This is a genomic window from Aggregatibacter sp. HK296, from assembly GCF_980469475.1.
Genome location: NZ_OZ413142.1, coordinates 1,689,344 through 1,711,480 on the forward strand (window position 1 = coordinate 1,689,344; position 22,137 = coordinate 1,711,480).

Below are 22,137 nucleotides of genomic sequence, written 5' to 3' on the forward strand. Positions count from 1 at the left end.
GGAAAAACGAATGCGAGAACCACTTTTATGCTTAATATTGGGCATTTTGCTCAGCTTACCCGCAGCAGCGAATGATCCTTTTGATAAAACACAACGCCATCGCACCAAATCAGAACATGTCCAAAAGCAAGGTCAAGTGCTTGAGCATTCATGCCAAACAGGGCTTTTCCCAAATACGCCTTTTGCTCAAATTCAGATTGTCGGCATCATTCAGCAACAAAAAGATTGGCAACTTATTTTACAAGTCGATCAGCTGGTTCATTTGGCTAACGTTGGTGATGTCATCGCCACAGAAGCAATCAAAATAAACCATATCACCAAACAGCAAATTTCGTTTCTGCGCAGAGAAAACAATCAACATTGTGAACCGACTCTCCCGTTTAATGTGCAGTTTTAAATCATTGTAAGGAAATATCATGCAATCGCTTTTTCTCAAGATCTTAAAGTGCGGTCTGTTTTTCGGATGTTTTTTCACGTTCACCGTGCATGCCGAACAACATCAAACCTTTTCCATTCAACTCAAACAAGCGCCTTTAGTGCCAACCTTACAACAACTTGCGCTGGCGCAAAATGTTAACTTGCTGATTGACGACGAATTACAAGGCACACTGACATTAAAGTTAGATAACGTAGATTTAGATCAGCTCTTTCGTTCCGTTGCCAAAATCAAACAATTAGATTTATGGCAGGAGGACGGCATTTATTATTTAAGTAAACGTGATACCGCCGCCAAATTTGCCGGCAATATCACAGAACCTCAACCCATTGCAGCCCTACCATCGGAGGAAGAAACCTCGCTCGCGACGGCCACCATTAAACTGCACTTTGCCAAAGCCTCTGAAGTGATGAAATCGCTTACCGGCGGTAACGGGTCGATGTTATCGCCGAATGGCAGCATTACCTTTGATGACCGCAGCAATCTCTTACTGATTCAAGATGAACCGAAATCTATCACCAACTTGAAGAAATTGATCAAAGAATTGGATAAGCCCATTGAACAAATTGCCATAGAAGCACGCATCGTCACCATCAACGCGGAAAGTTTGAAAGAATTAGGTGTCCGTTGGGGAATTTTCAACCCAACGGAAAACGCCCACAGAATCGGGGGAAGCCTGGCAGCGAACGGATTTGACAATATTGCGAATCAATTAAACGTGAACCTGCCGACCGCCACGACACCGGCTGGGTCTCTCGCGTTACAAGTGGCTAAAATCAACGGACGACTTTTAGACTTAGAATTGACCGCACTTGAACGGGAAAACAATGTGGAAATTATCGCCAGCCCACGTTTGCTTACCACTAATAAGAAAAGTGCCAGCATTAAGCAAGGGACGGAATTGCCTTACATTATGGTGAATGAAAAAAGTGGCACGCAAAGTGTGGAATTTCGCGAAGCCGTATTAGGGTTGGAAGTCACACCGCACATTTCCTTGGATAAGCAAATTCTGTTGGATTTAATTGTCAGTCAGAATGCCCCGGGCAGCCGCGTGGCATACGGTTTAGGCGAGGTGGTTTCCATTGATAAACAAGAAATTAATACGCAAGTTTTCGCCAAGGATGGTGAAACGATCGTACTTGGCGGGGTCTTTCACGACACCATTACCAAAAGCTTGGACAAAGTGCCATTACTGGGAGACATTCCCGGCATTAAGCATTTATTCAGCAAAGAAAGTGATCGCCACCAAAAGCGGGAATTGGTGATCTTCGTCACGCCACATATTTTGCGCCAGGGTGAGACATTGGAAAACTTGAAGAGCAAGCAGTCAACAGAGAAAAAGAACAAGAAACAAGAGAAATCCAAGACCGCACAAAACAAACTGAAAAAGGAAAGAAATCCGTAGTTTATTTTGCCTTTAACGCGGGATAAACGAAATAAATCGCCTGTTTATGTTGAAAAGAATGGCGATTTATTGAGATAATCTCGAGCAATTTTGGGGTGATCTTTTCAATTTTATTCAAAACTTTCACACGACCACATGAATCATGACTTGCGGTCGTTTCTTATTTTCTAAAAGATCACATTCTTTACGACGACATAAATTTAAGATTATAGCAATGGCAGAAAAACGTAATATTTTCTTAGTGGGCCCTATGGGTGCAGGTAAAAGCACCATCGGTCGCCAACTCGCACAATTACTCAACATGGATTTCGTCGATACCGATGCGGAAATTGAAGAACGCGCCGGTGCCGATATCGGTTGGATTTTTGATGTTGAGGGCGAAGAAGGGTTCCGTAAAAGAGAAGAACGTCTCATTAATGAATTAACGCAACGTCAAGGCATCGTATTATCGACCGGTGGCGGCGCTGTGTTATCAAAAGACAACCGTAATCACCTTTCCGCTCGTGGCATCGTGATTTATCTCGAAACCACCGTGGATAAACAATATCAACGCACACAGCGAGACAAAAAACGTCCATTATTGCAAGATGTGACCGATCCACGCCAAGTGTTGGAAGACTTAGCTAAAGTTCGCAATCCACTTTATGAAGAAGTGGCGGACATCACCCTGCCGACTGACGAACAAAGTGCCAAAGTCATGGCGACACAAATTATCGACCTGATTGACAACTACAACGGTTAATACGAACGGTTAAACACCTCAAAGGTAAAGTAAATGTTGTGTGTAAATGTTGAATTGAAAGAAAGAAGCTACCCGATTCATATCGGTGCCGGATTACTCACGAATACCGATTGCTATCCGTTGGAATCCGGCAATAAAGTCATGATCGTGACCAATCCAACTGTTGCACAACATTATCTTTCCACCGTGACGGACACCTTAGAAAAAATCGGTTGTCTTGTTGAGCACGTGTTATTGCCGGACGGCGAACAATACAAAACCCTGGATTCTTTGAACCTGATTTTCACCGCACTTTTAAAAGCCAACCACGGACGCGATACCACGATCGTGGCATTAGGCGGCGGTGTCATCGGTGACGTGGCAGGCTATGCCGCAGCAAGCTATCAACGTGGCATACGTTTTATTCAAATCCCGACGACGTTATTAGCCCAAGTAGATTCTTCCGTGGGCGGTAAAACTGCGGTAAATCACGAATTAGGCAAAAACATGATCGGCGCGTTTTATCAACCGAGTGCCGTCATTGTCGATACGCTCACCCTAAACACCTTACCAAAACGTGAAGTCAACGCCGGCCTAGCCGAAGTCATAAAATACGGTGCGATTTTAGATTTCCCCTTTTTCCAATGGCTAGAACAACACATCGATAATTTAGTCGCCCTTGAGCAAAACGCATTACAACAATGTATCGCCCGTTGTTGCCAATTAAAAGCAGATATTGTGGCGCGTGATGAAACGGAAAAAGGCGATCGTGCGCTATTAAATCTGGGCCACACATTCGGCCACGCCATCGAGACCCATTTAGGTTACGGCAACTGGTTACACGGCGAAGCGGTATCCGCCGGCTGTATGATGGCTGCTGCGTTATCAGAAAAATTAGGCGATTTAACCCCGCATGATGTCGCACGTTTAGAAAAACTTTTAGCGCGCGCCAATTTACCAACCGTTTCACCGGATGGCATGATCGCACAAGATTACTTGCCGCTAATGATGCGTGATAAAAAAGTGCTCAATGGCAAATTGCGTTTGGTGCTCCTCAAAGCGCTTGGACAGGCTTATGTGGCGACGGATATCCCACAAGAACAGGTGATTGAAGCCATCAATCGTTGTACGCAAGTTGACTAACCCCATGCCTAAACCCGCTAACCCCACAACAAAAACCAAAAGCCGCCCCTTTCTTAAATGGGCGGGCGGTAAATATCGTCTGACAGACGAAATCAACCGCTTATTGCCAAAACGCAAACAATGTTTGGTCGAACCGTTTGTCGGCGCCGGTGCGGTATTTCTCAACAGCCATTTTGAACGCTACATTCTGGCAGACATCAACCCTGATTTAATCCACCTATTCAATATCGTCAAACAGGATGTAGAAGGCTATATCCAAGCATGCAAACCGGTTTTCTTTCACCCCGATGCCAATACGGAAAGTTACTACTACAGCAAGCGTCAAGAATTTAACCAAAGCACCGATGTCTTCCAACGTGCCGTATTATTCCTGTATTTAAACCGTTTTGGTTTTAACGGCTTGTGTCGCTACAATTCCAAAAACGAATTTAATGTGCCTTTCGGTGCTTACAAAACCCATTATTTCCCGGAAGAAGAACTCCGTTTTTTCTCAACGAAAGCACAAAGTGCGATCTTTATTTGCACCGATTTTCAACAAACCTTCCAAATGGCGGATGAAAATTCAGTCATCTACTGCGATCCCCCTTACGCCCCTCTTTCACAAGACAGCAATTTCACCAATTATTCCGGCAATGAATTTTCCATCGCCCACCAGCGTGATCTTGCCAACCTTGCCAAAGACACCGTAAAACAACGCAACATCCAAGTGGTCATCTCCAACCACGACACGCCATTCACCCGTGAAATCTACCAAGGCGCGAAAATCCGCCGTTTAAAAGTACAACGCTCCATCAGCCAAGCGTCACATAAGCGAATTAAAGTACGGGAGCTGATCGCAATATTTAAAGCAGAAAAACACACAGAAAAATGACTGCACTTTTACGTTAAAAATACACCGACTTTATGTTATAAAAAAACAAAGGGTCTGACATAACGTCAGCCCTTTATCATTTTTGTACTTTTTTGTTAACAAAAGCAGTTTGTTGAGCATATTCCTCCTCAAAAACAAAACACCACCGACCTAGCATTTACCCATGATTACGTAGCCTGAAGCGATTCGAATGCCAGTGAATAATCAAAAATCATCTGAAAATAAAAATTCGGACGATTTTTTTTGATTGTTAGGTTTCACCCAAACTCTCAGTTTGCAACTTGTCATTTGTCTTAATAAAATTTATCCAAATCAATCCAATTTCTCCACCTTAAATCATTGTCAAATTGAGCAGGAAAATAAACACGCTTCTGAATATCTTCAAACGATAGTGATGCGTCTTTTTCTAATTCTTCAGCAATACAAGCTTGTTGCATTCGGGATAAATGCAGATAAACAAATTTATCTAGCGCTACAATCGAAGCAAACCATTGCTGTTGGAAATTCAGGATTTGATTAATTTCGTTTTGAATGAAATTTTCTCTATCCTGTTTAGGAAGCATTATTTGGAAATATTTCACTAAAGCTCTATCTAGGACACTTCTAGCAATTGAGTAAGGATTCCCAAAATCCCAGTCCTTCCACTTCTCAAAAGCTAATTTGCATAAATACTGAACCCTATTTTCATCAGCATGAGCAAAAAAATACTCCAAACATTCTTTGATAGTTGCCTCATCTTGATTTAATTGTAAACTGTCAATATAAATGCGGATTTTTTCATCGGTAGCATTAGTCAAAAACGCACCGAATCCTAGCTGTAAAGAAGGGTATCTGACCGGATATTGGTTAAAAATATCAAACCATTCATTAGGGCAATCTTCCCAAATATCTGATAATTGGATTTGCTCGTCTTTCATCTCATTTCTAGATAAATGATCTAATTCAAACAGCAAAAGAAATTTAGCTAAATTTTTAGTTGTTTGCAGCACAAAAGGCTGGCGATATTTTTCTGGTAGTAAAGCAAGCCAATATAAAAGATTAAAAACCTTCATTTCCTGATTAATCAATGACAAGATTTCGCAGTCATAGTGTTCGGATATAAATGAATATGATTGATGAAAATTTAAAGACAGGTGATTATATAATTCATTTAAATGCCATTTATCTTCTGCGAGTTCTTTCCATCGTTCATTTTCTAAATTTTCTGTTAGAGAATCCATTCTCTCATTGTCATTAATTGATGCATTTTGGAGAGTAGACAACTCAATTTTCAGATGAGATAAATATCTCATCGCTAAATTTTTAGAGGATTGAGAGAAAATAATTCCTTCTTCGTAGCTGATTGCCCAAAATTTAGGAAGAAGAAAAGTCAATTCAAAAGCGATCTTTTGATCTTTCTCACTAGAATGCTCATCTTGCAAAGTGTTAATCAGCCATGAAATACTTTCTATCAGCCTATTTTTCTTATCAAGATTATCAATATAAATAACCGCATCATGGTAATTAATGCTTGATGGATAAAAATTATTATAATATTGCCAGAAATGATCTTTCTCCTTCCATTTCCAATTGGCAAAATCAAAATGCTCACCAAATAAAGAAAGTATTTCATCAGGAATGCCGGTATCATAATCAGAGGATTGCACGAGGCAAAGTATTTGAGCTGTAGTTAATTGTTCTTGGATTTCCATAGGATATTACTCTCGTTGCAAATTGATTGTTCCCACATTTCTTCAAAAACATCAGCAATAATCTGCCCATCTTCAACTTCTTGAATAATGTGATGACTTTTCCCTAAGCTATTCACCGATGTTCCCAATGACCAAGCTCTTACGGGTTCATCTATAGCTTGTGGAAAAATAATAAAACGGTCATGAAAATCGCCAACCTTAGAACGGTCAGCGTTGACAAAGATCAGATTTAACCAGCTAACTTGACGAATTGCTTGGTTAATTTCGTTTGCAAGGTCGGCTTTATAAGATGGTGTTTTATTTTCTTGTGGAGCAATTTTTAAGCCTGTTAGTGCTTTGATTGGCGAATTAGCATACGGGCTAAAAAATACAGTTTCCAATAAATCTTTTGCATTCAAATAGGGATCCCAAAGATAAATACCATTTTTTCCATATTTTTCAATCAACTCTCTAATAAAATCCAACGCTTCTTGACGCATATCCCGCTTAAATTGTCTCAATTTTAAAGTATCATGTAATTCTTGTTTTTCTATTTTAAGAAATCTATTTCTAACCCAATTTCGATAATCTTTAGTCTTATTGCCAATTTGACTTTGTGATGTCGGGGTAAAAATATTAATTCTTTTCTCTTTTCCATTAGGTAATTTGAATATTCGTTGATTATACTCATGCAGGTTCATAGAGGAATTTACAATCTCGACGAAGGAGGGTACTTGGCCGCCATTGCAAATTATCTGATTATTTTCATCCCAAATTACATAATATCCACTTCCATTAATTTGCTGAAAAGGGATGATATTTTCTCCTATAACCAATGAAATTTTTTGAAAATCAACAATACTGCCATGTTGTTCCCGCCAAAAAATACCTGAAAAGTTTATCTCTCCTGAAAAATGAGGACTAACTGCTAAATTAGATAATAACTGATGACTGTGTTTATCTCTTCTTTCTATTGTAAACACCGTCGCAGCACAAGAAATTTGTACGACGATATTGCCCAATCTATCAGAATGAGTACCGATTTTAACGGGTAAGTATTCCTGTAGTTTTTCAGAAAATTCGTCTAAGGCAGCGAAATTGTCTATCAGTGGCGCAACATACTCTTTGCTTTCATCAAACCATTCAAAAAGATGTGAACCACCAAAAAAATTATTCTTGAGTAAACCTAAAAACTCATTCCTTCCTCGCTCTAAGGCTGGAACATAAACTGGAGGAATACCTTTTAACTGGCCATAACAAAGTTTATTACCATTATCTCCATTCGAACCTGGAGTAACTAAGTAAGAAATGATATTAAGAAAATCTTCTATAGAAACAATCCTTTTAAAAACTCCAAACTTTAGAGATTTATCAGCCTTTAATTTAATAAGATTTGGTGTAATTTTCTCTTTCTCTGTCAAAGGCAAATCTGTCTCATGAGCAACTGCTAGTGAGAAAATATTAAAAGGCGGGTTATTATCTTTTATACCAATCACTTCAAAAAGCTCAATACATTTAAAATTACCGATAGAGGGCATTGCTAATATTCTTTCCATCGATTCAACAGTCATTTAATTTCTCCATACAATAATCCGCAAAGAAATCCCTTCATCTATTTACCTTTCCATCAAAATCTTAACCTTATACGGGCTAGTCCTAAATTTAATTATTACTGTCTTGATGCTATTTTACTATACTTACCCCTAACCAGCTGTACTTTGCTGCTCAGGTATCGTTCTATCCCCTCCGATGGCGCAAGCATCTATGCTTGTGTCAATTTTCCTAAGGATTAATCAATGAATAAACGCCTTACAAAAAACTCTTACGTTGGAAATGTCGTAGTATCCAGTAATTGCGTTCTAAAATGTTCTATTTTCTTATCACGATAAAAAAAGTGTGGTCAAAATTTGCAATATTTACAGCAAAAAACGCCAAGAAAAATGACTGCACTTTTACGTTAAAAATACACCGACGTTATGCCACAAAAAACAAAGGGTCTGACATCACATCAGACCCTTTTTAATTTTGCACTGTGTTCCTTAGAATGGAATATCATCATCAAAGTTATCCATCGGTGCTTCGGCTGCCGGTTTGCTTGCAGGGGTTGCACGTGGTGCGCTCTGCGCTTGGCTTGGATAAGTTGGTTGAGCGGTTGGTGCATAACCACCGGATTGGCGATCAGTGCGACTGTCTAACATTTGTAAAACGTCGCCTTGAATTTCTGTGGTGTAGCGATCTTGGCCGTTTTGATCTTGCCATTTACGGGTTTTTAAACGTCCTTCAACATAGACCTTAGAGCCTTTGCGTAAGTACTCACCTGCCACTTCTGCTTGACGGCGATAGAACACAATGCGGTGCCATTCAGTCACTTCACGGCGTTCGCCGGTGTTTTTATCATTCCAGCTTTCACTGGTGGCAACCGTGATGTTGGCAACCGCTTCGCCATTTGGCATTGTACGGATTTCAGGATCGTTACCTAAATTACCAACAATAATTACTTTATTTACTCCAGCCATAATATCCTCTTTTTTATTCAATCTTAGGGGCAAAATTTTTGCCTTATTCTGCCTGAAAATAACAAAGAAATCCATGCCTTCAATAAAATTAACTGGATATTTGCACAGTTATTTAGGAATGTGCGATAATCGCCGCAAATTTACACTTCTTTCATTTATAAAATCTATTATGGATACCATCGATATTCGTGGTGCAAGAACCCACAATCTGAAAAATATTAACTTAACCATTCCCCGTGATAAATTAATCGTCATTACCGGCTTATCCGGCTCAGGTAAGTCTTCTTTAGCCTTTGATACGCTGTATGCCGAAGGGCAACGCCGTTATGTGGAATCCTTGTCCGCCTATGCACGTCAATTTTTGTCATTAATGGAAAAACCCGATGTAGACCATATTGAAGGGCTTTCACCAGCTATTTCTATTGAGCAAAAATCTACCTCACACAACCCGCGTTCAACGGTGGGTACCATTACCGAAATTCACGATTACCTGCGTTTGTTGTTTGCCCGCGTGGGCGAGCCGCGCTGTCCTCATCACAATGTGCCACTCACGGCACAAACCATCAGCCAAATGGTGGATAAAGTGCTTTCCCTGCCTGAAGAAAGCAAAATGATGTTGTTGGCGCCGGTGGTAAAAGAGCGCAAAGGTGAACACGTTAAATTATTACAACAAATTGCCGCGCAAGGCTACATTCGCGCCCGTATCGATGGTGAGATTTGTGATTTATCCGATCCGCCAAAACTGGAATTACAGAAAAAACATACCATTGAAGTGGTGGTGGATCGCTTTAAAGTGCGGTCGGATTTAGCCACAAGATTGGCGGAATCCTTTGAAACCACGCTCGAGCTTTCCGGCGGCACGGCGGTTGTCGCTTATATGGACGATCCGAAGGCGGAAGAACTGGTGTTCTCTGCCAACTTTGCCTGTCCGCACTGTGGCTATTCCGTACCGGAACTGGAACCTCGTCTGTTTTCCTTTAATAACCCTGCCGGTGCGTGCCCGACTTGTGACGGTTTGGGCGTGCAACAATATTTCGATGAAAAACGCGTGGTGCAAAATCCGAGCATTTCCCTTGCCAATGGCGCCATTAAAGGGTGGGATCGTCGCAATTTCTATTATTACCAAATGCTCACGTCCCTGGCGAAACACTATCATTTCGATATTGAAACGCCTTTTGAAGAACTGCCGAAAAAAATTCAACAGATTATTTTGCACGGTTCCGGCAAGGAAGAAATTGAATTCCAATACATGAACGATCGCGGCGATGTCGTGTTGCGCCACCATGTCTTTGAAGGCATTTTGAACAACATGGCGCGCCGTTATAAAGAAACGGAATCCATGTCAGTACGGGAAGAACTTGCCAAACACATTAGCAATCGCCCTTGTGCCGATTGCGGTGGTTCGCGTCTGCGTCCCGAGGCACGCAATGTTTATATTGAGCAAACCAATCTGCCTGATGTATCGGAGAAAAGCATCGGCGAAGCCTTGAGCTTTTTTGGAGAGCTACAACTGAGTGGACAAAAAGCACAAATCGCCGAGAAGATTCTGAAAGAAATCAAAGAGCGGTTACAATTTTTGGTGAATGTGGGCTTGAATTATCTTTCCCTTTCCCGCTCCGCTGAAACGCTATCTGGTGGTGAAGCACAACGCATTCGTCTTGCCAGCCAAATCGGTGCCGGCTTGGTCGGTGTGATGTATGTGTTGGATGAGCCGTCTATCGGGTTACATCAACGGGATAACGAACGCTTGCTCAATACCTTGATTCACTTACGAAATCTCGGCAACACTGTGATTGTGGTGGAACACGATGAAGATGCGATTTTAAGCGCCGACCACATTATCGACATCGGCCCAGGCGCAGGTGTGCATGGTGGCAATGTTATTGCGGAAGGTACGGCGCAACAAATCATGCAAAATCCAAATTCATTGACAGGTAAATTCTTATCCGGTGCGGAAAAAATCGAAATACCGAAAAAACGTACCGCACTTGATAAGAAAAAAACACTCAAGTTGTTTGGCGCATCAGGTAATAACCTGAAAAACGTCAACTTAGAAATTCCGGTCGGCTTATTTACCTGTATCACCGGCGTGTCCGGCTCAGGCAAATCCACGTTGATTAACGATACCTTATTCCCGATTGCTCAAAACGCATTAAACCGAGCGGAAAATGCCGAAGCAGCGCCGTATAAATCTATAGATGGTTTGGAATTTTTCGACAAAGTCATCGATATTGACCAAAGCCCAATTGGTCGTACTCCGCGCTCTAACCCAGCAACCTACACGGGCGTATTTACCCCGATTCGTGAGCTGTTCGCCGGCGTACCGGAAGCCCGTGCACGCGGCTACAACCCGGGACGTTTCAGTTTTAACGTACGCGGCGGACGTTGCGAAGCCTGTCAGGGGGACGGCGTGATCAAAGTGGAAATGCACTTCCTGCCGGATGTGTACGTGCCTTGCGACCAATGTAAGGGCAAACGCTACAACCGCGAAACCTTAGAAATTCGCTACAAAGGCAAAACCATTCATCAAGTGTTGGATATGACCGTGGAAGAAGCGCGCGAATTTTTCGATGCTGTTCCGATGATTGCGCGCAAACTACAGACCCTCATAGACGTGGGATTGTCTTACATTCGCTTGGGCCAATCTTCCACTACCCTCTCCGGTGGTGAAGCGCAACGGGTAAAATTGGCAACGGAACTCTCTAAACGGGATACGGGCAAAACGCTGTATATTTTGGACGAACCTACTACCGGGCTACATTTTGCCGACATCAAACAGCTGCTTTCCGTGTTGCACCGCTTGCGCGATCAAGGCAATACCATCGTGGTCATTGAGCACAATTTAGACGTGATTAAAACCGCTGACTGGATTGTGGATCTCGGCCCGGAAGGCGGTAGCGGCGGCGGACAAATTATCGCCACCGGTACGCCGGAGCAGGTCGCTAACGTAGAAGGTTCGCATACCGCGCGCTTCCTGAAAGGGATTTTGGCGAAAGGTTAAAAACGTTTTATTTTTCCACCGCACTTAAACAACTCAAAGTGAGGTCTCTTTTCACGACGTTTATCACGAAAAAAGGATTGTCATTCACTGACAATCCTTTTTTATATTGAGTGTAAATGCACTTACAATGTGATTACAAAATCATCTTCACTAATTTGTCCGCTTTAATACGGGCAAATTTTTTCAATAATTTTTGCACCGGTGTCGGGTATTGCTTCATTTCTTCCAACTCGGTGTAATGTTGAAGCACCGTGGTATGTTGGCGAATACAATCTAATTCCTGAACCACTTGAGGCAAAAGTTGTTGTTTCGGGTCATGGATAAACAAGCCATTTTCCGCATCCAATCGCCACGCGCGCGGATTCAGATTATTACCGGTCAACAAAATATAATTATCGTCAATCCAAACGCCTTTTAGATGATAGGTATTCGCACCGTCTTTCCAGGTCCGAATGATCAGCTGACCTTGTGCCATTTCATGTTCAAACTTTTTGCTGAAGCGGCGTAAATTGTTTTCATACAAATAAGGCAATGCCCCCACCATTTTGAAGGGCTGTTCCGGTGGAATGTAGAAATCATTCGCCACTTTATCGCCCACGATAATTTCAATTTTTTTGCCTTTACGTAGCAAATGGCGGATTTTTTGTTGCAATGTCCGCGGGAAATTAAAATACGGCGTACAAATAGTGAGCTTTTCATCGACCAGCTGGAATAAATCTTCGATCGTGCAATTCAATACATTGCCCGCGCCGCCTAAACCAAACAACGGCGTTACCGTCAATTCATTGCCAAAATCAACCGCACTTGACAGCTTATATTGCCCATTAAGTGCAAGATTTTTTCTAAAATGGCGGATATTTTGTCGAATTTCTTTGGTTTTCGGGCGATTAACGCTATCCAACGGCAACACCACATCGCTATTCAACAAAAAGTCGCGAATGAAGGCCACCATGCTATCAGCCAACTGCGGATGGGTGATTTTCTGATAACGGTCATAACGGTATTTTTCATTTTGTTGTAAATACACGTTATTGATACTAGCACCGCTGTAAAGCACGGTATCGTCAAAAACAAAGCCTTTGATGTGCAACACGCCAAACACTTCGCGCGTATTGATTGGCACACCGAAAAATAGATTCGGGTCATCGGCAAGTTGATATTTTTGACGTTGTTCACAATACCAATCGGCATTGGTTGCACTCTTTTCCGCCCCTAATAAATTGCGCTGTGCACGATGCCAGTCAATTAAAATTTTCACTTCAAGTTCAGGCTTATCTTGTTTCGCACGGTAAATTTCATCGAGAATTTCTTGTCCGGCTTCGTCATTTTGCCAGTAAAGTGCGGTCACAAAAATACGCGTTTTCGCCTGTCTGATCAGTTGAATAATTTCATTTTTGAATGCCATTGGGCTGTAAATAAATTCAACTTGTTCCGCCTGTAAAGCTAAACATGGCAGGCTTTCAAGACGCTTCTGAGCCCGTTTTGTCTTATCTCTAAACATAAAATTTGTTCTCTGTTGTACTCAATGAGTCGGAACCTAATTGGGGCGATAGTTTACAATATTTATCGCCCCCCTTGGTAGAAAAAAGGCTGGTTTTCGTTATAATGCTCACAAATTTATTGCCTACAGCGCAAATTTATTCCATTCATCCACCCTATCGGCAACACAACTATGAACCAAAATTCAAACAAACCGACTTTCAAATCAAACAACCGTACTTTTTCCGAACGCAGTGTCGGTGACGACCGTCAAAAACGCGATAAAAATCGACCGCACTTTACCTCCTCAAAAACCGATTCTCGCCAAGAATTTCGCAGAGAGCGAGATAACGACAGAAATACTAAGCCGAAATTTAAACGCGCTGAAAGCCAAGAAAAAACCTTACATATTGCCGAAAGCACTATGAAAAAAGCCGGTGGTGCGGAAGGCAACGTGAAAGTGACCGTCAAAAGCAGTCGTTTCGATGATAAGCCGAGAGAGAAAAAAACCGGCCCATTGTCACCACGCGCACCGGAAAAAATCAAAAAAAATCGTGCAGAAGAAATGAAAGTGTATGGTGAAAATGCGTGTTTAGCCTTATTCCAACAACGCCCGGGAAGCATTGTGCGCTTGTGGGCAACCGTACAAATGGCGCATAAAATTGGGGATATTTGCAGTTATTTAGCTACCAATAAAAAGGTGTATCACATTGTAGACAACGACGAGATGATCAAAGTCAGCGGTACAGAACACCACGGCGGCATTTGTATGTTGGTGAAAAAAGCCCATCCATTTACGTTGCAAGGCTATTTGGATGTGCCGCATCAAGAAGATTGCTTGGTGTTGTTAGATAATGTGAACAACGCACAAAACATTGGCGGTATTTTACGCACTTGCGCCTTTTTCGGGGTGAAAAATATTGTGGTGGAAAACGCCGAAAGCCTCAATTCAGCTGTGACGTTACGTGTCGCAGAAGGCGGCACGGAATATGTGCGTGTATTGGAAACCAATGACACCCGCAATGCGCTTTCTCAATTACGCCAAGCCGGTTATCAAATCATTCACGTAAGTAGCGATGAAAACGCAACAGCATTGGATAAAGTGCGGTTAAAAAATAAGACGGTTTTTGTGCTGAGTGAAGGCGTGACAGAGGCTTTATCAGAGAAAAACGATGAACAGGTTCGTTTGGCATTTGCCAGCCCACTGAAAAATGGCTTAAACGTATCGGTCAATGCCGGCATTTTACTGGCAAAATGGTATTTTAGATAAAACGAGAAAAGTTAGGGCGGGTAAAAACGCCCTCTTTTTTCACCGCACTTTCAAATGCGTTACAGTTTATCCCCGTGGTGAATTAACACAAAACGTTCCCACAGCTGTTCTTCACTTTCCACGTGATCTGGGTCGGTGATAATACATTTGCTGATAGGGCAAACTTTTTGACAGGTGGGCGTGTCGTAGTGACCGACACATTCGGTGCAGAGTTCAGGATCGATGACATAGATCTCATCGCCGATTGAAATTGCTTCATTCGGGCATTCCGGCAAGCACATATCGCAATTCGTGCATTTGTCAGTGATGAGTAGAGCCATAGCGTCCTCGGGGAAAATGAAAGGGTCGGATTATAATCAATACGTTAACAAAGTGAAAGGAATTTTATGAACGAGAAACGTATGTTGCTACTGTCTTTTTTTGTGGTGGCATTTTTAATGTTTTTACTTGCCGGTTGGTATTATTTTTCTCAACAGAAACAAGCGGCGGAGGTGGTTGTTGATCGTAATTACGATTACGTCATGAAAAACGATCCTATCGGGCAAAATAAACAGGCACAAACCGATTATTACACCCTCGTGTTATCTTGGTCGCCGGCATTTTGTGAACGACAACGTCAACAATACGGCGATAATTTGCCGACCTCTTTGCAATATCAATGTGGCTTAACCCAACAATTCGGTTGGATTGTGCATGGATTATGGTCACAAAACAAACAAGCCCGAAGAGTCGCCGATCACCCGCGCTTTTGTCAGGGCGATTTGCCAAAATTACCGCAAGACCTTATTGAACGCTATTTGCCTGAAGTACCGAGCGCCGGATTATTACAAGGCGAGTGGGAAAAACACGGCGCGTGTATGTTTAACAATGCGCAGGATTATTTTGAAAAGATCAAAATTTTATACCGCACTTTGAAGCTACCGAACTATGAATTAAGCCGTACCGAACTGTTTAAATGGATGCGAAAAAACAACCCGCAATTAAGGGATGTTTATCTTGGTGCCGCACGTAACGAGCTCTTTATTTGTTACGATTTAAACTGGCAAATTATGGATTGCCCAAGCAGTCGAACCGGTTATTAATCCAATAATTCGACATGGATCAATGAAATGTGTAATCCTGAATTTGAGCCCTTGAATTCAGGTTACAAGCTACTCAGTTACGGGTATAATGCCAACAGTTTTTAATTTTAACCAGTAAAAAGAGGTAAATTATGTCAGTAATTAAAATGACCGATTTAGATTTGAATGGTAAACGCGTATTTATCCGTGCCGACCTAAACGTGCCGGTAAAAGACGGTAAAGTCACATCCGATGCGCGTATCCGTGCCACCATCCCAACCTTAAAATTAGCCTTGGAAAAAGGCGCAAAAGTAATGGTCACTTCTCACTTAGGTCGTCCGACCGAAGGTGAATTCAAACCTGAAGATTCCCTCCAACCTGTTGTTGATTATTTAAACGAACATCTTGATGTCCCGGTACGCTTAGTACGCGATTACCTTGACGGTGTTGAAGTGAACGCCGGTGAAATCGTGGTATTAGAAAACGTGCGCGTCAACAAAGGCGAAAAGAAAAATGATCCGGAATTAGGTAAAAAATACGCCGCACTTTGTGATGTGTTCATCATGGATGCCTTTGGTACAGCACACCGTGCACAAGCCTCTACTTACGGCGTTGCAGAATTTGCACCGGTTGCCTGTGCAGGTCCATTACTTGCAGCAGAATTAGATGCGTTAGGTAAAGCGTTAAAAGAACCTGCACGTCCAATGGTGGCTATCGTAGGTGGTTCTAAAGTTTCTACCAAATTAGAAGTGCTAAACTCACTTTCTAAAATTGCCGACCAAATTATCGTGGGTGGCGGCATTGCGAACACCTTCATTGCTGCCGCAGGCCATAACGTGGGTAAATCCTTATACGAAGCCGATTTAATCCCGGTTGCTAAAGAATTAGCGGCAAGCACAGACATTCCTGTGCCAGTAGATGTTCGCGTAGGGACTGAATTCTCCGAAACTGCACCGGCGACAGAAAAATCCGTGACCGAAGTGAAAGATGACGAATCTATTTTCGACATCGGCGATAAATCTGCAGAACAATTAGCAGAAATCATCAAAAATGCGAAAACCGTTTTATGGAACGGCCCGGTGGGTGTATTTGAATTCCCGAACTTCCGCAAAGGAACAGAAATCATTTCTCACGCCATTGCTAACAGCGATGCGTTCTCCATTGCAGGCGGTGGTGATACGCTTGCTGCTATCGACCTATTCGGTATCGCAGATAAAATTTCCTACATCTCTACCGGTGGCGGTGCTTTCCTAGAATTCGTCGAAGGTAAAGTGTTACCGGCAGTAGAAATCCTCGAAAAACGTGCGAAAAACTAACCGCACTTTTTCTGCGTAAGATCGTCATAGCACGTGTCGCCTGATGCGTGCTATCAATCAAAAACGTAAAACAAATTCTTCAAATGGTGGGTTCAACCCACCCAACACAAAAGGAAAAAACGAAAATGGCTAAATTATTAGATATCGTCAAACCGGGAGTGCTTACCGGTGAAGATGTTCAAAAAGTATTCGCATACGCAAAAGAACACGGCTTCGCACTTCCTGCCGTAAACTGCGTCGGCTCCGACTCCGTGAATGCCGTATTAGAAACGGCTGCCCGCGTGAAAGCGCCGGTAATTATTCAATTCTCTAATGGCGGTGCCGCATTCTACGCAGGTAAAGGCATCAAACCGACCAGCGGTGCTCGCCCTGACGTTTTAGGTGCGATTGCAGGCGCAAAACATGTTCATACTTTAGCCAAAGAATATGGCGTACCGGTCATTTTACACACCGACCACGCAGCGAAAAAATTACTTCCATGGATCGACGGCTTACTTGAAGCCGGTGAAAAACACTTCGCTGAAACCGGTCGTCCACTATTCTCTTCCCACATGCTTGACCTTTCCGAAGAGCCGATGGAAGAAAACATGGCAATCTGCCGTGAATACCTTGCCCGTATGGACAAAATGGGCATGACCCTTGAAATCGAAATCGGTATCACCGGTGGTGAAGAAGATGGCGTGGACAACTCCGGTGTAGATGAATCTCGTCTTTACACCCAACCGTCTGATGTGCTTTATGTTTACGACCAATTAAATCCGGTTAGCCCGAACTTTACCGTTGCAGCCGCATTCGGTAACGTACACGGTGTGTACAAACCGGGTAACGTAAAATTAAAACCATCTATCTTAGGTGCAAGCCAAGAGTTCGTTGCCAAAGAACGCAACCTTCCGGCAAAACCAATTAATTTCGTGTTCCACGGTGGTTCCGGTTCTTCCCGCGAAGAAATTCGTGAAGCGATTAGCTACGGCGCAATTAAAATGAATATCGACACCGACACCCAATGGGCGGCTTGGAATGGTATTCTCAACTTCTACAAAGCGAACGAAGCGTATTTGCAAGGTCAATTAGGTAACCCAGAAGGTCCTGATGCACCGAATAAAAAATACTACGATCCACGCGTTTGGTTACGCAAAATGGAAGAGTCTATGTCTAAACGCTTAGAACAATCTTTCGAAGACTTAAACTGCGTTGACGTTTTATAATTTAAAAACACGCTGAAAACCGACCGCACTTTAGATGCACTTTTTGAGATGTACTTTAAAGTGCGGTTATTTTTTTCTCTTTTTATTTTGAAGCCTTTTGCCTCAACAGCTCATTTACCATGCACAACATAGAGAATACCCCATTACACCAATTTGCCGAACAATTTCCCCTACAATACCTTGAGGGGCAACGTGGATGCCGATTGGCTTATCGACATTGTGTTCACCAGCCGGCTGCCGATAAGTTGGTCATTTTGGTGAATGGACGAGTAGAAAACATCCTGAAATGGACGGAAATTGCACAGGATTTCTATGCGCAGGGATATGATGTGTTGCTGTTTGATCATCGCGGTCAAGGCTATTCACAACGATTATTGTCGGACAGCGAAAAAGGACATTTGGACGAATTTCGGTTTTATGCGCAGGACATGGCAAAAATCATCGAAAATCTGACCGCACTTTATCCTTACGCACAACAATATTTGCTCGCCCATTCTTTAGGGGCGTTGATTTCGACCTACTATTTAGCCAATTTTGATCACCAAATTAGACGTGCAGTTTTTTCCGCACCCTTTTTTGGCATGCCGTTAAGCCACCCTATTCGGGATGAAATCGCGCTGAATTTCATGATGTTATTTGGACAAGGAAAACATTATGTATTCGGCAAAGGGCCTTATAAACCGGTGGATGTGCAGGAGAATTTGTTAAGCCATGACAGCACGCGTATGCAAAGAATGAATGAAATTAATTTAACTAACCCGGAGATTCGTTTGGGCGGACCGACTTTCCGTTGGGCGTATTTGTGTCTGATCGCCATTAAGAATTTGCCAAAAATTTTGCCACGCATCGAAACACCGGTATTGGTGTTAGAAGCGGAACAAGAACAAATCGTCAATAATAAAACGTTGGAAAAACTCACCGCACTTTTGATGTGTGGCAGTCTGAAAAAAATCGCCGGGGCAAAACATGAAATTCTGTTTGAAACCGATGCTATTCGTTCACCGGTGTTACAGCAAATTCAGGCATTTTTTACTTCAACACATAACGCATAAGCCACACGCCAAAAACAGTAAAAAGCAAACTGCCAAAAACATGGGCGGCAATTAATCCAATGCCGATAGAAAATTTGCCGTTCAACAAATTTTCCACAACTTCGATCGAAAATGCTGAAAAGGTAGTCAAGCTGCCAAGAAAACCGGTGACTAAAAAGAGTTTCCATTCAGAAGGAAGAGAGGGAAAAGACCAAAAAACGGCAAACAACACACCAATAATAAAACAACCTAAATAATTGGCGATCAACGTGCCGAAAGAAAAAGCTGTAAACCACGGATTGAGCAACAGCCCTAAGCTCCAACGCAAGCAAGCGCCGAGCACGGCACCACCGCTAATCCAGAGTAAAGAAGATAATACCGGCATCAATAAATCCCAAAAATCGCGCGAAGGTAAGACGCAACGGCTTCATGTCCATGGCGACCGATCACTTCTAGCTGTGGACACGCCTGCACTAAGCGCGGATCGGCATTTCCCATAATGCATCCCTTGCCGACTTCTGCCAGCATTTCGACGTCATTCATACCATCACCAAAGGCGATACAATCTTGCAAACCGTATTCCCGTTGCCCAATTACCTGCGCAAGTGCGGTGGCTTTTGACACATTTTTATTCATCACTTCCAAGCAAATCGGCGTGGAATATGTCAGGCTGATTTTCTCGCCGAAGTCCTGACGAAGACGTTGTTCCAATTCCACCAAATCTGCCGGCGTGCGGGCAATGAAAAACACTTTCTCAGTATCTCGTCCGTGATGTTGCTTAAAATCCACCACCTCGTACACAAAACCGGAATCTTTGTGATACTTGTAAAGTTCAGGAATATCTTTGTTGATAAACCAGCCATCCGCCTGATAGCTGTTCACACAGACTCGTTTATCGTCAAAGGGCAAATTCATCACTTGATACGCAATCTCTTCCGGCAAGGAATTATTTAGTAATAACCCCCCTTGTAAGTTATGTGCTTGTGCGCCATTTGACGTAATCAACACTGCCTCTTTCACTTTGGTTTTCTTTAAAATACTGGATACATCAAAGTAATTACGCCCCGTGGCAAGGATAATATCGACTTTGTTGTCATACAGATGTTCCAAGGTTTGCGCAGTAAAATCACCGATAACATGATGTTCGTTCAGTAAGGTTCCATCCATGTCCGACACGATGGCGCGATAGGGACGTTTTTGCATAATTTTTCACCTTAAATGACATAATGGCTAATGGTAGCAAATTTTGCATAAAAATATTGGCGGTTTTCTTGAATTTTTTTAGGAAATGTAATAAAAGATTAAACCTTTCACATGAAAAAATCGCGTCCCTAACAATTGAACACAGCTACGAATATGAACGGTGCAAATTTAATCATCGAGTGCTTAAAAGCACATCACGTGGATACCATTTTCGGCTATCCCGGCGGTGCCATCATGCCGACCTATGATGCAATTTACGATTCCGGCTTAGACCATTTACTTTGCCGTAACGAACAAGGTGCTGCCATGGCGGCTATTGGCTATGCGCGTGCCTCCGGCAAAGTTGGCGTATGTATTGCCACTTCCGGCCCAGGCGCAACCAATTTAATCACCGGTTTAGGCGATGCCTTAATGGATTCCATTCCTATCGTTGCCATTACAGGCCAAGTTGCCTCTCCACTTATCGGTACCGATGCCTTTCAGGAAGCGGATGTGCTAGGCTTATCCCTTGCCTGCACCAAACACAGTTTCATCGTGCAAAACATCGACGAATTACCGGAAATTATTGCCAAAGCCTTTGAAATTGCCAAAAGTGGCAGACCAGGCCCGGTATTGATCGATGTGCCGAAAGACGTACAAGTTGCGCCAACCAACGCAAAACCTATCGTGAATCCGCCGCCAAAAACGACCGCACTTTGCGACAAACAATTAACGCAAGCCCTTGCCTTATTAAAACACGCCAAACGCCCGATGGCGTATATCGGCGGCGGTGTAGGTATGGCAGGCGCCGTGCCGGCATTACGTTATTTCTTACATACGACCCAAATGCCAAGTGTCGTCACCTTAAAAGGGCTTGGCGCGGTATCACCTGACGATCCTTATTATCTCGGCATGATCGGCATGCACGGTACCAAAGCCGCCAATTATGCGACGCAAGAAGCCGATTTATTACTCGTGTTCGGCGCACGTTTTGATGACCGCGTGACCGGTAAACTCGACACCTTCGCGCCACACGCGAAAGTGATTCATGTGGACATTGATGGCGCTGAATTAGGTAAATTACGCCGCCCTGATGTGGCATTACGCGGCCATTTAATCACCACGTTGGAACGCCTGAGCGTGCCGCTTGATATTGCCCCTTGGCAACAAACCGTCGCGCAATATAAACAACAATTTGCGTTCAGCTACGGTGAACATGGCGGCGAACAGCTCATTAATCCGTTATGGTTGCTCAACAGCATTTCACGCCAAAAAACACCGGAAACTATCGTCGTCACCGATGTGGGACAACATCAAATGTGGTCGGCATTACACGTGCAACATCACGCCCCGGAAAACTTCATCACCTCCGCCGGTTTCGGTACCATGGGTTTCGGCTTGCCTGCTGCCATCGGTGCGAAAAAAGCCCGCCCGGAAGATGACGTGATTTTAGTCACTGGCGATGGCTCTATTATGATGAACATTCAAGAGCTCGGCTCCATTGGTCGCGGCAAAGCCCCAATTAAAATCGTGTTATTGGATAACCAACGTCTCGGCATGGTGCGCCAATGGCAATCCCTCTTCTTCAATGCGCGTCACAGTAGCACCATTCTGGACGACAACCCGGATTTCGTGGTACTCGCCTCAGCGTTCGGCATTAAAGGAGAACGCATTGATTCCGCCCACCAAGTGGACGCCGCACTAGAACGCTTATTCAACAGCCAAGAGGCTTATTTATTGCATATTTGCATTCATTCCGATGAAAACGTGTGGCCGCTAGTGCCGCCGGGCGCGTGCAACGCAGATATGTTGGAAAGTATGGAGTAATCA

19 protein-coding genes are annotated in these 22,137 nt (G+C 43.1%); 12 read left to right on the plus strand and 7 right to left on the minus strand.

Going from position 1 to position 22,137, the window contains the following annotated elements; all coding sequences use genetic code 11:
- The first annotated feature begins 10 nt into the window (after positions 1 to 10).
- From AC30SH_RS07970 to AC30SH_RS07990, 5 genes are all read left to right on the plus strand, one after another.
- The gene (locus tag AC30SH_RS07970) at positions 11 to 397 is read left to right on the plus strand and encodes a pilus assembly protein PilP (protein WP_489582348.1); all 387 of its coding nucleotides are present in this window, start codon (positions 11 to 13) and stop codon (positions 395 to 397) included.
- Between the two features lie 19 nt (positions 398 to 416).
- Positions 417 to 1,841 carry a type IV pilus secretin PilQ gene (locus tag AC30SH_RS07975; RefSeq protein ID WP_489582349.1) on the plus strand — a complete coding sequence of 475 codons (1,425 nt, stop codon included), beginning with the start codon at positions 417 to 419 and terminating at the stop codon, positions 1,839 to 1,841.
- Positions 1,842 to 2,055: 214 nt separating this feature from the next.
- Positions 2,056 to 2,583 (plus strand): shikimate kinase AroK, encoded by a 528-nt coding sequence (gene aroK / locus AC30SH_RS07980; protein WP_048750075.1) that lies wholly within the window; start codon positions 2,056 to 2,058, stop codon positions 2,581 to 2,583.
- 33 nt (positions 2,584 to 2,616) lie between these two features.
- The gene (gene aroB / locus AC30SH_RS07985) at positions 2,617 to 3,705 is read left to right on the plus strand and encodes a 3-dehydroquinate synthase (RefSeq protein ID WP_489582350.1); all 1,089 of its coding nucleotides are present in this window, start codon (positions 2,617 to 2,619) and stop codon (positions 3,703 to 3,705) included.
- Between the two features lie 4 nt (positions 3,706 to 3,709).
- Positions 3,710 to 4,576 (plus strand): Dam family site-specific DNA-(adenine-N6)-methyltransferase, encoded by an 867-nt coding sequence (locus tag AC30SH_RS07990; RefSeq protein WP_489582351.1) that lies wholly within the window; start codon positions 3,710 to 3,712, stop codon positions 4,574 to 4,576.
- 293 nt (positions 4,577 to 4,869) lie between these two features.
- On the opposite strand, the gene AC30SH_RS07995 is transcribed toward AC30SH_RS07990, so the two are convergent.
- The 3 genes from AC30SH_RS07995 to AC30SH_RS08005 all read right to left on the minus strand — a co-directional run bounded on the left by AC30SH_RS07995 (position 4,870) and on the right by AC30SH_RS08005 (position 8,762).
- Positions 4,870 to 6,267, minus strand: a complete 1,398-nt coding sequence (locus tag AC30SH_RS07995; protein WP_315027654.1) for a hypothetical protein — start codon at positions 6,265 to 6,267, stop codon at positions 4,870 to 4,872.
- The gene (locus tag AC30SH_RS08000; protein ID WP_315027652.1) at positions 6,246 to 7,817 is read right to left on the minus strand and encodes a VPA1262 family N-terminal domain-containing protein; all 1,572 of its coding nucleotides are present in this window, start codon (positions 7,815 to 7,817) and stop codon (positions 6,246 to 6,248) included. Before AC30SH_RS08000 ends, AC30SH_RS07995 begins: the two co-directional genes overlap by 22 nt.
- Before the next feature lie 468 nt (positions 7,818 to 8,285).
- The gene (locus AC30SH_RS08005) at positions 8,286 to 8,762 is read right to left on the minus strand and encodes a single-stranded DNA-binding protein (protein WP_315027649.1); all 477 of its coding nucleotides are present in this window, start codon (positions 8,760 to 8,762) and stop codon (positions 8,286 to 8,288) included.
- A gap of 169 nt (positions 8,763 to 8,931) precedes the next feature.
- On the opposite strand from AC30SH_RS08005, the gene uvrA reads away from it, so the two are divergent.
- Positions 8,932 to 11,763, plus strand: coding sequence for an excinuclease ABC subunit UvrA (gene uvrA, locus AC30SH_RS08010; protein WP_489582352.1), 2,832 nt, complete (start codon positions 8,932 to 8,934; stop codon positions 11,761 to 11,763).
- 133 nt (positions 11,764 to 11,896) lie between these two features.
- Here the strand turns inward: uvrA and pssA are convergent, their stop codons facing one another.
- Positions 11,897 to 13,264 carry a CDP-diacylglycerol--serine O-phosphatidyltransferase gene (gene pssA, locus AC30SH_RS08015; protein ID WP_212510291.1) on the minus strand — a complete coding sequence of 456 codons (1,368 nt, stop codon included), beginning with the start codon at positions 13,262 to 13,264 and terminating at the stop codon, positions 11,897 to 11,899.
- A 171-nt stretch (positions 13,265 to 13,435) separates the two neighbouring features.
- On the opposite strand from pssA, the gene AC30SH_RS08020 reads away from it, so the two are divergent.
- Positions 13,436 to 14,512 carry a tRNA/rRNA methyltransferase gene (locus tag AC30SH_RS08020; protein WP_485861489.1) on the plus strand — a complete coding sequence of 359 codons (1,077 nt, stop codon included), beginning with the start codon at positions 13,436 to 13,438 and terminating at the stop codon, positions 14,510 to 14,512.
- A gap of 59 nt (positions 14,513 to 14,571) precedes the next feature.
- Here AC30SH_RS08020 and AC30SH_RS08025 read toward each other — a convergent pair whose 3' ends face one another.
- Positions 14,572 to 14,832 carry a YfhL family 4Fe-4S dicluster ferredoxin gene (locus AC30SH_RS08025; protein ID WP_032997744.1) on the minus strand — a complete coding sequence of 87 codons (261 nt, stop codon included), beginning with the start codon at positions 14,830 to 14,832 and terminating at the stop codon, positions 14,572 to 14,574.
- A gap of 66 nt (positions 14,833 to 14,898) precedes the next feature.
- On the opposite strand from AC30SH_RS08025, the gene AC30SH_RS08030 reads away from it, so the two are divergent.
- From AC30SH_RS08030 to AC30SH_RS08045, 4 genes are all read left to right on the plus strand, one after another.
- Complete coding sequence (locus AC30SH_RS08030; protein ID WP_314885906.1) at positions 14,899 to 15,594, plus strand: ribonuclease T2 family protein; 696 nt, start codon at positions 14,899 to 14,901, stop codon at positions 15,592 to 15,594.
- Positions 15,595 to 15,725: 131 nt separating this feature from the next.
- Positions 15,726 to 16,889 (plus strand): phosphoglycerate kinase, encoded by a 1,164-nt coding sequence (pgk, locus tag AC30SH_RS08035; RefSeq protein ID WP_109128353.1) that lies wholly within the window; start codon positions 15,726 to 15,728, stop codon positions 16,887 to 16,889.
- A 125-nt stretch (positions 16,890 to 17,014) separates the two neighbouring features.
- Positions 17,015 to 18,094 carry a class II fructose-bisphosphate aldolase gene (gene fbaA, locus AC30SH_RS08040; RefSeq protein WP_109128352.1) on the plus strand — a complete coding sequence of 360 codons (1,080 nt, stop codon included), beginning with the start codon at positions 17,015 to 17,017 and terminating at the stop codon, positions 18,092 to 18,094.
- Between the two features lie 128 nt (positions 18,095 to 18,222).
- Positions 18,223 to 19,146 (plus strand): alpha/beta fold hydrolase, encoded by a 924-nt coding sequence (locus AC30SH_RS08045; RefSeq protein ID WP_314885949.1) that lies wholly within the window; start codon positions 18,223 to 18,225, stop codon positions 19,144 to 19,146.
- Here AC30SH_RS08045 and crcB read toward each other — a convergent pair.
- Positions 19,124 to 19,510 (minus strand): fluoride efflux transporter CrcB, encoded by a 387-nt coding sequence (gene crcB, locus AC30SH_RS08050; protein ID WP_314885909.1) that lies wholly within the window; start codon positions 19,508 to 19,510, stop codon positions 19,124 to 19,126. The two genes, AC30SH_RS08045 and crcB, sit on opposite strands and share 23 nt — an antisense overlap.
- A complete protein-coding gene (locus tag AC30SH_RS08055) occupies positions 19,510 to 20,328 on the minus strand; it encodes a Cof-type HAD-IIB family hydrolase (RefSeq protein WP_314885910.1) in 819 nt (272 codons plus the stop codon). The genes crcB and AC30SH_RS08055 overlap by 1 nt, the downstream gene beginning before the upstream one ends.
- A 153-nt stretch (positions 20,329 to 20,481) precedes the next feature.
- On the opposite strand from AC30SH_RS08055, the gene ilvG reads away from it, so the two are divergent.
- Positions 20,482 to 22,134, plus strand: coding sequence for an acetolactate synthase 2 catalytic subunit (ilvG, locus tag AC30SH_RS08060; protein WP_314885912.1), 1,653 nt, complete (start codon positions 20,482 to 20,484; stop codon positions 22,132 to 22,134).
- Positions 22,135 to 22,137 lie beyond the last annotated feature (3 nt).

Coding starts and splice junctions, on each gene's coding strand:
- AC30SH_RS07970 (WP_489582348.1), top strand. CDS start 11: ATGCGAGAACCACTTTTATGCTTAATATTGGGCATTTTGCTCAGCTTA.
- AC30SH_RS07975 (WP_489582349.1), top strand. CDS start 417: ATGCAATCGCTTTTTCTCAAGATCTTAAAGTGCGGTCTGTTTTTCGGA.
- aroK (WP_048750075.1), top strand. CDS start 2,056: ATGGCAGAAAAACGTAATATTTTCTTAGTGGGCCCTATGGGTGCAGGT.
- aroB (WP_489582350.1), top strand. CDS start 2,617: ATGTTGTGTGTAAATGTTGAATTGAAAGAAAGAAGCTACCCGATTCAT.
- AC30SH_RS07990 (WP_489582351.1), top strand. CDS start 3,710: ATGCCTAAACCCGCTAACCCCACAACAAAAACCAAAAGCCGCCCCTTT.
- AC30SH_RS07995 (WP_315027654.1), bottom strand. CDS start 6,267: ATGGAAATCCAAGAACAATTAACTACAGCTCAAATACTTTGCCTCGTG.
- AC30SH_RS08000 (WP_315027652.1), bottom strand. CDS start 7,817: ATGACTGTTGAATCGATGGAAAGAATATTAGCAATGCCCTCTATCGGT.
- AC30SH_RS08005 (WP_315027649.1), bottom strand. CDS start 8,762: ATGGCTGGAGTAAATAAAGTAATTATTGTTGGTAATTTAGGTAACGAT.
- uvrA (WP_489582352.1), top strand. CDS start 8,932: ATGGATACCATCGATATTCGTGGTGCAAGAACCCACAATCTGAAAAAT.
- pssA (WP_212510291.1), bottom strand. CDS start 13,264: ATGTTTAGAGATAAGACAAAACGGGCTCAGAAGCGTCTTGAAAGCCTG.
- AC30SH_RS08020 (WP_485861489.1), top strand. CDS start 13,436: ATGAACCAAAATTCAAACAAACCGACTTTCAAATCAAACAACCGTACT.
- AC30SH_RS08025 (WP_032997744.1), bottom strand. CDS start 14,832: ATGGCTCTACTCATCACTGACAAATGCACGAATTGCGATATGTGCTTG.
- AC30SH_RS08030 (WP_314885906.1), top strand. CDS start 14,899: ATGAACGAGAAACGTATGTTGCTACTGTCTTTTTTTGTGGTGGCATTT.
- pgk (WP_109128353.1), top strand. CDS start 15,726: ATGTCAGTAATTAAAATGACCGATTTAGATTTGAATGGTAAACGCGTA.
- fbaA (WP_109128352.1), top strand. CDS start 17,015: ATGGCTAAATTATTAGATATCGTCAAACCGGGAGTGCTTACCGGTGAA.
- crcB (WP_314885909.1), bottom strand. CDS start 19,510: ATGCCGGTATTATCTTCTTTACTCTGGATTAGCGGTGGTGCCGTGCTC.
- AC30SH_RS08055 (WP_314885910.1), bottom strand. CDS start 20,328: ATGCAAAAACGTCCCTATCGCGCCATCGTGTCGGACATGGATGGAACC.
- ilvG (WP_314885912.1), top strand. CDS start 20,482: ATGAACGGTGCAAATTTAATCATCGAGTGCTTAAAAGCACATCACGTG.